This is a genomic window from Lacticaseibacillus zhaodongensis, from assembly GCF_009687905.1.
Classification (GTDB): domain Bacteria; phylum Bacillota; class Bacilli; order Lactobacillales; family Lactobacillaceae; genus Lacticaseibacillus; species Lacticaseibacillus zhaodongensis.
The window spans coordinates 37,347-52,140 of the sequence record NZ_BLBG01000002.1 but is presented as its reverse complement, the minus strand read 5'-3'; the positions used below and the strand labels follow the sequence as shown (position 1 = coordinate 52,140).

The 14,794-nt window shown below is 51.9% G+C and carries 10 protein-coding genes; 3 read left to right on the top strand and 7 right to left on the bottom strand.

The features are described from left to right. Positions 1-64: 64 nt before the first annotated feature. Complete coding sequence (locus GN107_RS02750) at positions 65-1,000, top strand: Rgg/GadR/MutR family transcriptional regulator (protein WP_155286328.1); 936 nt, start codon at positions 65-67, stop codon at positions 998-1,000. 281 nt (positions 1,001-1,281) lie between these two features. On the opposite strand, the gene GN107_RS02745 is transcribed toward GN107_RS02750, so the two are convergent. From GN107_RS02745 to GN107_RS02730, 4 genes are all read right to left on the bottom strand, one after another. After that, positions 1,282-1,785, bottom strand: a complete 504-nt coding sequence (locus tag GN107_RS02745) for a pyridoxamine 5'-phosphate oxidase family protein (protein ID WP_155286327.1) — start codon at positions 1,783-1,785, stop codon at positions 1,282-1,284. 12 nt (positions 1,786-1,797) lie between these two features. Beyond that, positions 1,798-2,865 carry a M24 family metallopeptidase gene (locus GN107_RS02740; protein ID WP_155286326.1) on the bottom strand — a complete coding sequence of 356 codons (1,068 nt, stop codon included), beginning with the start codon at positions 2,863-2,865 and terminating at the stop codon, positions 1,798-1,800. A gap of 46 nt (positions 2,866-2,911) precedes the next feature. After that, entirely contained in the window at positions 2,912-4,876 is a 1,965-nt protein-coding gene (locus GN107_RS02735; protein WP_155286325.1) for a glycoside hydrolase family 127 protein, read from the bottom strand. An 81-nt stretch (positions 4,877-4,957) separates the two neighbouring features. Further along, positions 4,958-6,589, bottom strand: coding sequence for a peptide ABC transporter substrate-binding protein (locus GN107_RS02730; RefSeq protein WP_155286324.1), 1,632 nt, complete (start codon positions 6,587-6,589; stop codon positions 4,958-4,960). A gap of 559 nt (positions 6,590-7,148) precedes the next feature. On the opposite strand from GN107_RS02730, the gene GN107_RS02725 reads away from it, so the two are divergent. Beyond that, positions 7,149-8,081 (top strand): magnesium transporter CorA family protein, encoded by a 933-nt coding sequence (locus GN107_RS02725; RefSeq protein ID WP_196246229.1) that lies wholly within the window; start codon positions 7,149-7,151, stop codon positions 8,079-8,081. A gap of 79 nt (positions 8,082-8,160) precedes the next feature. Here the strand turns inward: GN107_RS02725 and GN107_RS02720 are convergent, their stop codons facing one another. The 3 genes from GN107_RS02720 to GN107_RS02710 all read right to left on the bottom strand — a co-directional run bounded on the left by GN107_RS02720 (position 8,161) and on the right by GN107_RS02710 (position 13,715). Continuing rightward, positions 8,161-10,749, bottom strand: a complete 2,589-nt coding sequence (locus tag GN107_RS02720; RefSeq protein WP_155286322.1) for an SLAP domain-containing protein — start codon at positions 10,747-10,749, stop codon at positions 8,161-8,163. 265 nt (positions 10,750-11,014) lie between these two features. Further along, the gene (locus tag GN107_RS02715) at positions 11,015-12,187 is read right to left on the bottom strand and encodes a GNAT family N-acetyltransferase (RefSeq protein WP_155286321.1); all 1,173 of its coding nucleotides are present in this window, start codon (positions 12,185-12,187) and stop codon (positions 11,015-11,017) included. A 472-nt stretch (positions 12,188-12,659) separates the two neighbouring features. Next, positions 12,660-13,715 (bottom strand): Gfo/Idh/MocA family oxidoreductase, encoded by a 1,056-nt coding sequence (locus GN107_RS02710; RefSeq protein WP_155286320.1) that lies wholly within the window; start codon positions 13,713-13,715, stop codon positions 12,660-12,662. 144 nt (positions 13,716-13,859) lie between these two features. Here GN107_RS02710 and GN107_RS02705 point away from each other — a divergent pair, with 144 nt between their 5' ends. Further along, positions 13,860-14,723: a MurR/RpiR family transcriptional regulator gene (locus GN107_RS02705; protein WP_155286319.1), complete on the top strand. Its 864-nt coding sequence runs from the start codon at positions 13,860-13,862 to the stop codon at positions 14,721-14,723. Positions 14,724-14,794 lie beyond the last annotated feature (71 nt).

The following is a 14,794-nucleotide window of genomic DNA, read 5'->3' as shown; positions in this document are numbered from 1 at the left end:
GACAAGGGGCCCAGCTATCGCCAAAATTGTCATATATGACAAACAAGCTTAAGGGGCAACAATTATGGAACTAGCTTACGGCAGTACCTTTAGAACCATGCGCCAAAGTAAGATGATCACCCTCAAAGAAATCGAAGCTCAGACTGGTCTGACCAGCTCCTTCATTTCCCGGTTCGAGCGCGGCAAATCAGACGTTTCTAGCACCAATCTGCGCACACTGCTGACGGCCATCAACGTTTCGCTTCAAGAATTCACCCAGGTGCAGATCGACACGGTTGCCGAGCAGGAGCACATCCCGCATGACAGTGGCTACGCCAGTCTCATGCGTCCCTACCTGCTGCCATTTGCAAAATTCCACGTGATTAAAACCAGCGACCGGCCCGCGGTAATTGCCGAGCGGGACCGGACCCGGGCCATTTACCGGACCACGCCGACCCGCAATAATCACTTCGTCTACCTTTACTACGAGTTAACCGCGACCTTAGCGCAGGCAGACAGCACCAAAATCGACGAGGCAGAGCTGTTCATAATCGGGCGCCCAGTAGTTCAATACCTTTACCAGGTCGACACTTGGGGCCAATACGAGCTGAGCTTATTCCAGTTCTTTTCCGCCGCGATTCCCAGTGCCGACAACTTGCCGCTGCTCCGGATCGGCGTCAAACGCAGCCATAATTCACCAGAACAGCGACCAGCATTTAACCTGTTGACGGCCGACTTCACATCCCAACTGGCAATGCAGAAGTATGACCTTGCTGCCGCGATTCTGAGCGAAATCGATCATTTTGCCGCGATTAACGCTGAAGAGGCAATCACCCGCATTTTCTTCCACGGGTGGTTCAAAATTGCGACCAATGACCGGACGGCTGGCCAGCACGAATGCGAACACGCCCTAGCAATATTTGACGAATTGGGCCTGCGCAAGGCCACCAGCAGGTTGCGATATATCCTGAGCCATATTCTGCAAGACCCAACTTTTGGTATCATTCTGACCAGTTTGTAAAAAAGAGTGGGCCACAATGCGGTTAGCTCCTGAGCATTAGCAGAAAACGCACCTATTCCGAACTTGGAGTAGGTGCGTTTTGGGCTAAGCGGAAGGAGCTGCATTGTGGGCCACGTTTACATGCTGGGAGAGTTTGCGGCTTGCCGCTTACTCTCCTACATCCGAAGCGCAGCGAAGGTGGCCGACTCCTCACCATAATTACGAACGGTCAGGAGTCGGCCGACAGCGATGGTGGTTGGTCAATTCGAAGCTTCTAATTGCGAACTAGCCTCAAACGACTGTTATTCAGTTTTTGGTGCCGGGTGGGCTTTACCTGTCAGTTCGGTGATTGTTACCTTGATGACGCCGACCCCGAAGATTTTGTTATCCGGGATTGCGTTGAAACTATCCAGATGCCGCCCCGTTTCGTGCTGCATCAGTAGGTCGAGTGCGTGCCGCTTCACGTCCGCGTCAGCAACCAACTCGGCGGTGCCGAAGCCGATGACACTGCGGTAGTATGCAGAATAATCCGGCGCCTCATCCCCTGCACTCAGCAAGGTCATCCCGCCGTCGATTTCAATGCACACGTGCGGGTCGGCCGCGATCAGGTCGCGCTTTTTGCCCTGCCGCGCGCCGTGAATATACAGCAACAATTGGTCACCCTGCCACTCGTACCCATAGTTAGTCGGCACAACGTACGGAAAGGGCGAATCGTTCAGCCCCAAGTGCACAACGTGGCAGTCCGCAACCGCCTTTTTGATTTCATCCAGACCGATTTCCCGGTCCCGCCGCCGTACTTTTTGCATGGGCAAATCCTCCTAAATATGCAACAGCTCAGCTGGTGCGGTAATCGACAACTGCTTGTGACCGTCAGCAGTGATCTGAATGTCGTCCTCGATCCGGACCCCACCAATTCCTGGCAGGTAAATCCCTGGCTCATCAGTAACCACATTACCGGCCAGAATCGGTGTTTCCCAATATGGGCCCCATGCACCCGGACCCTCGTGAATGTCGCGGCCGATCCCGTGCCCTGCACCATGGCCAAAGTAGTCCTTGTAACCCGCGGCATCGATTGCACGGTGCGCGGTTGCTTGCAACTCTTTACCAAGCACGCCTGGCTTCATTGAAGCTGCCAACTCGCGGTTAGCCTGAAATACATATTTGTAAATCTCATCAATCTTTGGATTTGGGGTGCCAATTGCAAACGTCCGGGTCAGATCGGACATGTAGCCTTTGTAAATTGCACCCCAGTCAAGGGTGATGACATCGCCGTCCTCAATTACCTTGTCGTCGGCAAAACCATGGGGAAGGGCTGAGCGATAACCGGAAGCAACAATTGTTTCAAAGGAAACCGCTGTTGCTCCTAATCCCCGCATGAAGAAGTCCAAATCTGTGGCCACTGCCCGCTCCGTCATTCCTGGCTTGATGGTTTTGAGCACGTGCTCGTATCCGGCTTGGGCGATGTCGATTGCCTTTTGGATCAATTCAACTTCATCTGGCGATTTGATTTCGCGAATCTGCTCCACCAGGTGCCAGGTTTGCACGAGCTCTGCCTTAGTGTTTTTGCGGAGGGTGTCATAATCAAAGAAGGTCATGTACGCAGATTCGAACCCCACTTTTTTGGCACCATACTTATCGACCAACGCACCCATAAATGGTAATAAACCCTTAGTATGCATGAGTACGTCAGCTTCATGTACCTCTGATTTGGCCACCTCAATGAAGCGGGAGTCAGTAACCAATGCGGCCTCGTTTTGAGTAACCACCAAGCCACTCTCATCACCGCTAAAGTCGCTAACGTAGGAAACATTAATTGGGTTGGTCAAAACCAGGGCATCAACTCCCTGCTTTGCCATTGCCGCACGGACTTCTTTGAACTTTGCCATTTTTTCTCCATTTCTACCATGTCTACACATGGTTAACCAGCATTTGCTATATTTTTTCGTTTAGCCAAACAGTCATCTCGTTAACACCCCGATTTGCCCACGCAAAATATGGGATGAGCGTTAACTCCATTGACTCAGTTACAGGTTTAACACTTGAAAAGGGCTTGCCGCTGTTCTGCTTGCGAACTGCATCCAGCTGAATTGCCGGCACCTTTTTACCCATTGCAATTGGCACCTGCTGACCAATGCGTAACGGAACGTACGGGTCGATTGCGATGGTTGCCAGTCGCGGCCCATTATCAACCTCCTCCGCAGCATAAACGATGGGGCCGTTTTGGATGGCAACTTTATTAACATCTGCAGCCACACGGGGGTTAGCCCAGACTAACCGTGGCGCCATCGCGAATTCAACGTTTACTTTGGTTGTGTCATCCCAGCTGCGGGATATCCGGCAATAACCATCTGCATCAACCTGAGTTTTCCCGGGAATCCCGTCAATCGTCACTGTCAGCTGCCCATTACACCAGTATGGGACGCGAATGGCTAAGGTGAAGTCACTTGGCTTTGGCGCCGTGACCGTTAACGTTGTTTTTCCGTTCCAAGGTAATGCACTAACCTGCGCCACAGTCACCCCGTTAGCAAATTGGGCCCGACTACTAATGAACTGCTGCACATATACGGTGTCCGCATTACTCGTGTAAATATAATGGTGCAGGGCGGCCACTACCCGAGCTAGGTTAGGGGGACAGCATGCACATGCTAACCATGATGGGCGCTCCGGGAGCACATGCTCGCGGCCCTTATCTGCGGTAATTTCAGCTGGATCAACCGCTAACGGATTCACGTAGAAGAAGTGCTCCGCATCCAGCGCCATCCCACTAATGATGCCATTGTATAGTTCCCGCTCAATCAAATCAGCATATTCAGCTTGCGGATCTTCCAGCAATAATTGTTGCGTGAAGAACACCATGCCACAAGCGGCACAGGTTTCACAGTAGGCAGTGCTGTTGGGCAAATAGTAATCTGGGCCGAAGCCTTCATGCCATGGATCTGCACCGATACCGCCAGTGATGTACATTTGCCGATTGGTAATGTGCCGCCATATTTGCGCACACTTGGCTAGCAACTCCGCATCGTGCGTATGCCTTGCGACCCGGGCCATTCCCGTTAGTAAGTAAACCATGCGCACGGCGTGGCCTTCACCCCGTTTAAGAGCCCGGATGGGGCGATCGTTTTGAAAATAATCGTCTTCCGGCTCAGCATTTTGCCGGTCTAACTCATCTAGTGAGCCTGTCTCCCGCCGGTCAGCACTCTGCTGGTGGAAAAAGTTGTCAGGCTGCTTCCCGCGCTGATCCAGCATGTACGCTGCTAGTTTGTAGTAGCGCTCCGCACCGGTCGCGTCCGCTAACTTGGCCAAAGCCAGTTCAATTTCCGGGTGGCCAGGATATCCGTGCATCTTACCCGCTTCAGGACCAAAATTGTGATCAAGACAATCAGCCATTTTGCGCGCAATCATCAAGGCCGCTTGGTTACCCGTTGCGTGATTGTAAGCCACACCAGCTTCAATGTAGTGCCCCATCACGTAGAGCTCATGGCTCATTGAAACGTGTTTGAATTTAGCTTCCGGGTGGTCAATTTGAATGTATGTGTCTAAATAACCATCCGTCGCTTGGGCACGGCCAACAAGTGCAACAACTGCATCAGCGTGCGCCTTCAACTCTTCATCGCAACCTGCCTCTAACACGTAGGCAACCGCTTCTAGCCACTTGTAAACATCAGAATCTTGAAAACGATAACCACTGAAGTGACCGTTCACTTCACCAGCCGCAATACGCAAATTCCGAATCGCGTGACTCGGCTGATTATTCAAATAAGGGTTAGCACTTTTGACAGTCGGCGTGGGAACTTCATCGTTAATGACCCGCCATTGATAAGGCAGCATTTTGGTGCGCACCGCATCGCGATAGAAGTCCCAGAACGAGTCGGCTAGCTCTACCTTATTAATCTGCATCGTTTCACCCCCTTCGTGGACACTCTCCACAGCAAAAGGCAGTTCAGCAGATTGTTATCCGTTTGAACTGCCCATGCAGACTTACTTCTTAGTTACAGTGTCCCAGTAAATCATTCCGTTTGGACTAGTGTGCAGACCCTTAACCTTGGTGTTAGTAAGGTGGGCCTTACCACTCTGGTAAACGGGAATAACGGCATCCTGTTTTGTGAGCAGCTGTGCGGCTTTGACCATGTCGTTCCAACGCTTGCTTGGGTTGTTGGAATCGGTCGTCTTGGAGGCCTGGATCAGCCGGTCGTACTCACTGTTAGACCACTGCGCCCGGTTGTAAGTATTCCCGGTCGTGAACAGATCCAGGAAGCTGATTGCATCAGGGAAATCAGCAGACCATGCGGAGACGACGACGTCAAAATTCTTGTCAGCGGATAGCTGCAGCCGGGTCTTAAATGGTACTTCCTTAGTTGAAACAGTGACGTTTGAACCGAGCTTCTGGAAAGCGTTCTGCAGGTATTCAACCGTGGCTTTGGCTGTATCGGTGTCATCGGTCAGTAAGGTCATCTTCAGACTAGACTGCCCAGCTTCCTTCATCCCCTCCTTGAAGAGTTGCTTTGCTTTCGCGAGGTTGTATGAAGCATAAGCGTTTAAGCCCTTGTCAGCAGCGGTTGTGAAGTCAGTTCCTTGACTGTTGCTCATCATGTTGGCTGGAACAACCGTCTTGATTGGCTTTGAACCATCGCCAAGCACCTGCTTGATAAACTGCTTACGATTGATGGCGAGGGAGAGTGCCTGCCGGACTTTCTGGTTCTTCAGTGCCGGCACCTTGTCCTGGTTCAGTTCCAGGTAGTACGTCCCGTTTTGCAGAACCGTGTTGTATGCGGGGTCGTTTTGCTTTTGAGTTGCACTATCGCCAGATACGGAAACATCGTCAATCTTGCCATCTTCAAACAGGTTCAGGGCAGTGCTGTTGTCCTTAACCACTTGGTACTTGATCTGATCAACGTTCACATTCTTGGCGTTCCAGTATGACTTGTTCTTGTTTTCAGTCCAAGTAGTTTCAGAACCGGACCACTTCTTTAGCCGGTACTCACCTGAATAAGTGACGTACTTCGCATTGGTCCCGAATTTGGCGCCATACTTCTCAACAGCACTCTTTTCAACCGGGTCAAACGTCTGCAGGGTGATCATGCTGTTAAAGTAAGGCATTGCCTTCTCCAGCTGAACTTGGAATGTGTATTTGCCGATTGCTTTAACACCCAATGTCCTGTAGTTCTTTTTGCCGGCCATGATAGCATCGGCATTCTTAATCCCACTAAATATGTATGCGTACTCTGATTTGGTCTGGGGGTTAACGATCCGCTGCCAGGAATATACGAAATCATTTGCGGTCAGTGCTTTACCATCTGACCATTTGGCGTTCTTGCGGAGATGGAACGTATATGTTTTGCCATTATTAGTTACCGTTGCATTCTTAGTAGCTAAATCGGGGACGATTTTCTTGTTCTTATACCGGTAGAGGCCCGATTCAGTATCGTCAATTGACTGGCCGGAAATAATGTCGGACGCGTGCGCAGGATCCATGGTTTGAAGCACATCACCCTGCATATATGTAATCGTAGTCTTTTTCGCACTACTGGAAGAATTGTTTGAACCGCAGGCAGCCATGAGGACAACAAGTGAACTCATCGCGACTCCTGTCAGAGCAGTCTTGATTTTCATGATGATTCCTTTCCCGAGTAATACTCGCAAAACAATTGTGGCATCAATACAAAAGCCCAGTTAACAGGTGCTACAAACGATGACTGGCGAACTTAGCTTCGTTTATAGTTTCACATGCTAACTGGGCAAAATTAGAAAATAGCTATAAAACTTTCCCAGCACAGCATCATCTTGGCTTAGCGCGGCTCGTGCACAAGCCGCACATAATATCTTGGCGGATGAGTAATCCTACAAGGCCAGCAACGCAAAACGGGGCTGCAACAACAATTTAGCGAAAACAATCATTCCAGTTGTCAAAACGTTAAACATGTTGATCAGCCCCTTCGCGTGTGATGTCTGTACTTAAGTTGTGATTAGAATATGCCCGTCAAAGATTAATGTCAAGTGTGGATACAAAAAGAATTGATGTGTGCATTAAGCCTGTGGTACCGCATTGGTTTACACTTCAACAAAACTAAGCACAGCTCTTTGTCCTGTCTCCCCAGCATGTTATCGTTAAGATAGATAACTAAAGCGTTTGCAAAATACCATCATCAACATGTCTGGGGGGACACTGACAATGATATCTTTCTACAAACTAAGTGATAACACCGTTAAGAAGTGTGACAAGGAGCAGCGCAACATCATCATCCTAGAAGACGCCAGCGACAAGGAACGGCAGGACATTTGCGCCGAGTTCGCCTTGCCGGAAGACCTCTTTGCTGCCAGCGACGCAGCGGTGGAACTGACTCGCCACGAACTTTTGCCAGACACCAAGCTGAAAGATGCGGTCTCACTGGTGGTCATGGATCTATCCAGCAATCGGGATGAGAAGATCGAGACCCGGCTGGAACCCGTGACAATCGTGGCAGCAGAGGAATTGCTGATTATCGATTTTGGCGACGGCTCCACCTACTGGCAGGACTTTCTAGAGTACGACTACACTTTTGCTAACTTCACCGAACTCATTGGGGAGCTGTTGCTGCGGATCTATGCGCACTTCATCATGGAGCTCGAGGACATCAAGCACGAAATCGACGCCCTCGACCAATCCGCGCGCAAAACGACGGAGAATGCGGAACTATTCAAACTTGCCGACACGGAGCGCACCGTGGTCTACCTCGACCACAGCCTCAAGGACATGGAGCGGACGGTCGACGCCTACCTTGAAGATGACCGCTTCGTTGATTCAATGGCCAAAAGACTCGTCTACCGCATCCAGCTGCGCCAGCGCCAGGCCGAAAAGATGGTTCGACTATACCGCGACCTGCTGGAGACCATCGGCGGCCTGTTCTCCGACATGATGGACAACAACCTAAACCACCTGATGAAGTACCTCGACTCCGCGGCACTGGTGATCTCCGTTCCGGCACTGATCAGCGGGATTTGGGGGATGAACGTTGGGGGTCTGCCGTGGGAAAAAACGTGGGTGGGCTTTACCATCGTCATGATTCTGGGGCTCGTGCTGGCAATCGTGACGGCGGTGCATTTGTACCGGAAGGACTACTCATGATTCGAAGCACACCGGTGCACGACAAATACGGGCCACCACCTCAAGTTGGGGTGATGGCCCGTATTTATTCGGATTAATTCTAACGCAATGTTACATAGGCGGCATCAATAAACTGATCACCACCAAGGTTGTAGAATACGTGGCCCTTGTCCGTGACGACGCCGAAGACCTTCCAGTTCGTCTGGTCGCCGAGCTTCTTCAGACTCCCGTCAGCATTCCGCGCCATTGTCTTGAAATCACCGTGCCATACCTGAATCCCATATCCAGGTACGTAGTTAATGTGGGCGATTGCGTGCAATTTGGTCTGCGCCTTGCTGGTTGCGGCAGCCGGTGTCTTGGTCTTAACTGCTAAGGAAACGGCGCTTACCAGGACGTACTGATTTCCGCCCAGGTCATAGTACTCCCGTCCGTCTTTGCCAATCACAACGGCAAATGACTTCCAATTTGTTCCCGCACTAAGTACGCGGCTAGTTGCCTGGAAATTGCCATCGTAAACTACAGCGCCACCCTTTGCAATCGTTGCTACACCCCGGAAATAAGTGGCAGCTTGCTTGGTCTTTGAATCATCAGTGTTGCCTGGCTTAGGCGAGTTAACAGTTGCAGTAGTGCTAATGGTACTCTCCTCCCCATTGAAGATAATCGGCGCACTTGGGTGTTCAGCAGCGTATTCTTGATCAAATGCCTTTTGTGCGGCGGCTTGCTTGGCGATGGCAGCCTGCAGAGCGGCTTTATCCTTCGCTGCCGCACTTGCCGTAGTTGCCTGGGTCTTGCTCAGGTCATCGACGGCTTTCTGGGCATTAGCTACAGATTCGCTTGCTTTAGTCACATTGGCTGCGGCTGCGGTCAAAGCAGAAAGTTTCTTCTCAGCGGCAGAAAGAGCTGATTGTGCATCAGCCAGCGCTTGGGCCGTTTTATCCTTATCACCCTGAGCTGCGGCTGTGGTGCTTGTTGCAGACTGAACATCTGCGGCGGCAGCATCTTTAGCTTTGGCTACTGTTGCCAACTCGTTCTGGGCGTTGATTACGGCTTGCTTTGCATCTGCTAATGCCTGCTGCTTCGTAGCATCGCTTGCTGTTGCGGACTTGGTGGCTGCTTCAAGTGCCTGCGTGTCCTTAGTAAGCTGAGCTTGTGCGGCAGTCAGTGCATCCGTGGCCTGCTGCAGTTTGGCCTGTGCCGCTTCAGGACTGGCAGCAGCGACTTCTTGATCGTAGGCAGCCTGTTCTTCAGCAACAATCTTGTTGACACTAGGCGTCTCCGTTACGACTTTCTGCGGTGCACCACCATTGACCGTGAACTCGGTTGGCTCATTACCAGCGTATGTCTGGTAGTACCAAAGCATTCCCTGGTTCTTAGCAATCGCTACACCAATTTCTACGGATGTTGTCCCCGCTGGTGTGTCTAGTAATATGTCATATATTGGAGTTTTTGGATGTGCGCCGAAACTTCCTGAGGCCCATCCCAAGGCCAAACCCTGGGCTGATGCATAATCCAAGTAGCTACCAAAGTTTTTCATCATGCTCATGACGACAGTTTCGCCATCGATATAATCACCATGATACGTCGTAGCGTTGGCCTGCTGCTGCTGAACATTAATCAGGTTGCCATCACCTGGATTCACATCGGAACCACTTGCAGTATGGCTTGCCCAGTTCATCGCCCTAGCCTGACTTAAATTGCTGATTGTAAAAATTGGTGTCTCCCCCAACTCAGTCCGGGCGTCATTCAGCGTGCCGACAAAAATTTCTGCGATTCGCTTAAGTTGAGCAGCTGAGAAAAAAGTACTTCTATCGTCGTTCCGTGTAAATGTCACACTGTCTTCCGCATTAGTCGAAGTATAGCCCTGGTAATTTGGATTATTGATATCTGCATTACCACCGTCGTCTTCATAATTACCCTCTCTACGCAGTTCAAGTACTGCCTTAACAGCGTTAGTATCTTGCTCAAACATGTTGCCCGGAGTTTGTGGACGGCCTTTAAATGTAGCATCAGGTAACTTGATGTCCTTACCCGCGTTATCCTTTGCCTTAGCCAAGTCTTTTTGTGCAGCGTCCTGGGCACTCTTTGCGCTATCGACCTTCGCATTATCACTATCAACCGCTGTCTGTGCGTTCTGGACCGCAGAACTATCACCGGTTGCGTCTGCAGCGGCCTGTTTCTCCGTATTCTCTGCTGCAGTGACCTTAGCTTGCTGTGCGGTCAAAGCATCTGTTGCTGTCTTCAGGGTCGCCTGTTTGTCGGCCAGATTCTTTTGGGCAGTTGCTAGATCACCCGCGGCATTGTCGTCGGCACTCTGAGCAGTTGTGACTGCCTTCTTAGCTTGGTCCACAGCTTCCCGGGCTTGCTGAATTGCTTCTGGAGTTGCCGCCTGCGCAGCCTTCAGATTGTCTTGTGCAGTAACTAAATTACTCTGCGCTTTAGTCAGCGCCAACTGTGCACTATTCGCGTTGTTTTGTGCTTCTGTATAAGCAGTCTGTGCGGCGGCTTCGTCTGCCTTTGCCTGGTCATTTGCCGCTTTCAGGGCTGATAAGTCCGGTGCTTTTTGCGTATTCCCAGAATCTGGTGCCGGATCACCAGCCGCCGCGTGTACTGGCGAAGTGTTAGTGCTCGTGACCGCTAAGCCAGCGAGAACAGCTGCAGTCGCTAATCCGAAAATTGTCTTCTTCCTCATTTAAAAGCCTCCGAGTTAATCACATTTATTAAGCACATACCCACCGTTTGGATAAAAAAAGGTTAGCATAGCTTCTTAACATTATTCGTTGTACACCCTGGGAGCGCTAACAACCAGGAGTACAGACACGTTTCTCATATCTGCAACGCAGCAGATTATCAGAGGCGTATTGCTTCTATGCATCCGCCGTTCCATGACAAAGAAGCAGGGGGTGATCAGTCTCACTCCCTGCTTCTGCCAAGCCAAACCTGTTTGGCTTGATTTTCTAAAAGTAATCTACTAATGCCGGTGTCTGCTTCACCCGCACTGCATCAAGCTGGGCCGCCTGCGCCGCTGTTGCCACAATCTGGCCCCGTGCCCGCAGTGCCGTCGCCGACTGCGCACCGAGTAAAATCTGACTCAGCCGTTGAATTGACATTTGTGCCGCGGCTGGCGTTGCCTCAACCTGCGTTAGCTCAATTTTGCCCGCCCCGACTTGCAAGCGCCAGTAGCCGTCGTTGGCCGCAATCGTGTCGTCACGCAGCTTAAACGTGACATCCGCCTGCGTACCCGCAGCCAGCGGATACTTACGCATGAATGCCGGCAGGTTCACAATCCGCGCCATCATGTACGGCTTAATAGTTGCCTCCACCGCGTCCGCATTTGGCAAGTAATCCGCCCACAAGTCCGTGTCGGGGGCGTCGTAGACTAGCTCCTTGAAGGTTACCTTGTGCTTAGCCACGAAGCCAAGCAGTTGCTGGCGGGCGGCATTCGTCGCGGCAACAAACTCCTTGATTACGAGCTGCTCACTCTCGCGACTGTAAATCAGGTAGCCTTGTGCCACCCCACTGGCGTCGCGGTAAACGGCGGCGTCCCAGCGGTTGCGCAGGTAGAGGTAGTCCCACCACCAGTCGGGCCGCTCAACGCCGCCGCGCTGGCTAATAGCACTGCGCACGTACAGCGGCTTGATGGCCGGCGCCATTTTGCTCAGCGGTCCCCGCTCAATTGTACCGGTCGCCGCACTCCGCGCCAGTGCAAAATCCCGGCTGGCGATGCGGTATTCAATGTGGTTAAACACTTGTTCATAGCCGAAACGCCGGTAGAAGGTCAAGGAAAACGGTGCGAGGTAAGACAGCTCCACGCCGGCCGCATCCATGTCCTGCAGCGCCGCCCGCAGCAGCTGGCTCGCCCCGCCGCGGCCGGAATACTCCGGTGCGGACATCACGTCGCCAATTCCGTTCATGTGGTAGCGCCGGCCATGGAAGTTCACCGTAAACGGCAGTGAGTACAAGCCGCTGACCAGCTGGCCGTCCTCCTTGATACCGTACGTTAGCGCGTGCTCGTAACGCGGGTTGAAGAACGCCCGGCGCTGCTGCGTGTCCGCACCATTGAAGGCGTACAGGTAGAGCTGATAGAACTGGAGCTGGTCGTCTGTGGTCGTTAAACGGTAATTGAGCATGATCGAAGTCTCCTTTGTGAATTCGCTTACTTAAACCATACACCGACGCGCGCGCGGGTACCAGCCGGCCGTATGAATTGCTGGAAAAGTCTGTGCGCTGCACCTGCCTGAGTCGCAACGCCCCAGAGCCATAAATGCCAAAACTTGCTTAGGACATATTTTCAAAAAGGCGCAATATGGCCAGCAATTCCTTGCCCCGTCTGCATTTGCGCGCTTGGCAAGTATTGGGATAAGCCATATTTAGCAAAACTGTCGCAGCACCCGGGCCATATTTTAACCGATTGCTGTAACCCCCGCCACATCAACGTTTGTAGCGGGTCCTGCGCATATTTTTTTATATGTCCTATAGCCGTTTTGGCCAAAAAGCCGCTCACCCGTGCCAACTCAGACAATCTCGCCACGCAAAAAGTGACCACCCCAGCAGCCCAATTCTGCCGGGGTGGTCACTCTAATTAGGGAGGAACTATTGGACTTAATCCAACTTCGCAGCGGCGTTAGCACCAGACTCGGTAATCTCCTTGATCCCAGTCTCGAGCATCTCCATCTGCAGAATCGTCTCTTCGTCCTTGACTGTCTTCGGCTTGCCATTGATAATCGCATCGTACAATCCTTGGTAGACGCGACTGTAATCGCCAACTTCCGAGACAACCTTTTCTTGGTGATACTGACCAGCCGCATCAATGTACGTCAGCGTGCCGTAATCTTCCGGCCGGTCGATGCCGAAGTCCGCGTGACTTGGCATGTAAAAATGCTTCAGATCAACTTCTTGACGGTCCATTGCCTGCTTGACGAAGACACCCTTTTTGCCGTACACCGTGAAGCTCGGCCGTGGTACTAGCCGGAAGTAACTCGACTTCACGGACACCTTCATGACGCCGTAATACATGTCGATGTCGAAATAATCATTCATGCGCTGCGGCCCGAGCAGCTGGCGAACATCGTAATGCGTCGAATCGGGACGGCCAAAATAGGAGATGATCTGGTCCAGAGTGTGGCAGGCGTGCCCGTACAGGTAGCTGTTTTCAATGGCAAAATGGTCCTGACTTTCAGGTACCTGTGGTCGATAATAATCGTAAGTGGACTCAACTTCAAGCAGGTCACCCAACTTGCCGCTGGCGATTACCTTCTGCACCGTCAGAAAGTCTGAATCGTAACGCCGGTTCTGATAGCATTGGATGAGCAAATGCTTCTGTTTCGCTAGGGCAAACAACTCGCGCGCTTCCGCAGCGGTCGTCGTGAACGGCTTCTCCACCAGCACATTCTTACCGTGGTTCAGCACGTCTTTAGCCAACCGGTAATGCACCGCAGCCGGCACCGACAAGACAATCAACTGAATCTCCGGGTCAGCATAGAGGTCATTAATATCAGTGGTATAGTTGATGCTAGGCAGCTTTTGCCACTTGTCCGTAATGTGCCGGGCGTAAATCGTCTTGACCTTGATTCTGTCCTGAAGCTTCATGATAAATGGCAAGTGGTAACGGTTTGCACTCTTACCATTGCCGATAAAACCAATCGTTAATTGTTTCATGCGTTTACCTCTTTCTGCTCAACACCTTCAGTATAGGGGCCGGACTGGCAAAATTCATGTCTGGACAGGTTTCTGGCCGTTTCGTTCACAATTTTGGCCCTCAAACCGGCTGATTTTGAACATTTTGTTCGGAGGAGTTTATCAATGTTATTAACTGATCAATTAAAAACTGCGAACAACCTAACCGCAACTGAGGAGCGACTGCGGGACTACATTCTAAAGCACCTTGATGACGTCCCGACCATCACGATTCAGCAACTCGCCGCCGCGTCTTACACTTCCCACTCCGCCGTGGTGCGCTTCACCAAAAAGCTGGGCTTCACCGGCTTTCGTGATTTTCGTAACCAACTGAGCAAAGAGGCGCAGCGACAGGCCCTGACCGTCCAGGAAGTGAACGCCAATTTTCCCTTCACGCCCGGCGATTCACCCCTGACGATTGCCAAAAAGATGGCGGACCTCACCACGACCGCGGTCGCGCACGCTTTTGCCCAGCTGAACGAGCAGGAGCTGGGTGCCGCGGCAAATATCCTCACCAAAGCCGACCGCATCTACCTGTTTGCGGACGGCGACTCGCAGATCCGGGCCCGCAGCTTTCAGAGCAAGTTGGTCAAGGTCGCGCGGGTGGCCGTCATCGCCGAAGAGTATAACGACGGCGCGTGGAACGCCGCGGCGATCCGGCCCACCGACTGCGCGGTCTTCCTATCTTATGGCGGCAACTCCAGCAAGCACATTCAATACCTGCAGTTACTGCACAAACACCAGGTGCCGACACTGGTGATCACCGGCAATGCGCAATCCGCACAGTTGGCGTGGGCTGATGCCAGCTTGGTTGCCAGTCAGGACGAGAATGACACCGCGGTTAAGGTCAGCACCTTCTCCTCGCAGGCCACCTTCGAATACCTGCTCGACGTCCTGTTCAACATCATGTACGCGCGTGATTATCAGCGCAACCTCGTGCACCTCAAGACGAACTACGAGACTGTCGCCAAAATCAACGAGCAGGGCTAAACTATTTGCTAGCAACTTAAGGGCGACAGCTTGTGCGCACCACTGCCGTCATACAATCTGGAAATTGGATG

Bases quoted from the DNA above. Each gene is read 5' to 3' on its own strand.
- GN107_RS02750 (WP_155286328.1), top strand. From the start codon at position 65: ATGGAACTAGCTTACGGCAGTACCTTTAGAACCATGCGCCAAAGTAAG.
- GN107_RS02710 (WP_155286320.1), bottom strand. From the start codon at position 13,715: ATGAAACAATTAACGATTGGTTTTATCGGCAATGGTAAGAGTGCAAAC.
- GN107_RS02725 (WP_196246229.1), top strand. From the start codon at position 7,149: ATGATATCTTTCTACAAACTAAGTGATAACACCGTTAAGAAGTGTGAC.
- GN107_RS02720 (WP_155286322.1), bottom strand. From the start codon at position 10,749: ATGAGGAAGAAGACAATTTTCGGATTAGCGACTGCAGCTGTTCTCGCT.
- GN107_RS02730 (WP_155286324.1), bottom strand. From the start codon at position 6,589: ATGAAAATCAAGACTGCTCTGACAGGAGTCGCGATGAGTTCACTTGTT.
- GN107_RS02715 (WP_155286321.1), bottom strand. From the start codon at position 12,187: ATGCTCAATTACCGTTTAACGACCACAGACGACCAGCTCCAGTTCTAT.
- GN107_RS02740 (WP_155286326.1), bottom strand. From the start codon at position 2,865: ATGGCAAAGTTCAAAGAAGTCCGTGCGGCAATGGCAAAGCAGGGAGTT.
- GN107_RS02745 (WP_155286327.1), bottom strand. From the start codon at position 1,785: ATGCAAAAAGTACGGCGGCGGGACCGGGAAATCGGTCTGGATGAAATC.
- GN107_RS02705 (WP_155286319.1), top strand. From the start codon at position 13,860: ATGTTATTAACTGATCAATTAAAAACTGCGAACAACCTAACCGCAACT.
- GN107_RS02735 (WP_155286325.1), bottom strand. From the start codon at position 4,876: ATGCAGATTAATAAGGTAGAGCTAGCCGACTCGTTCTGGGACTTCTAT.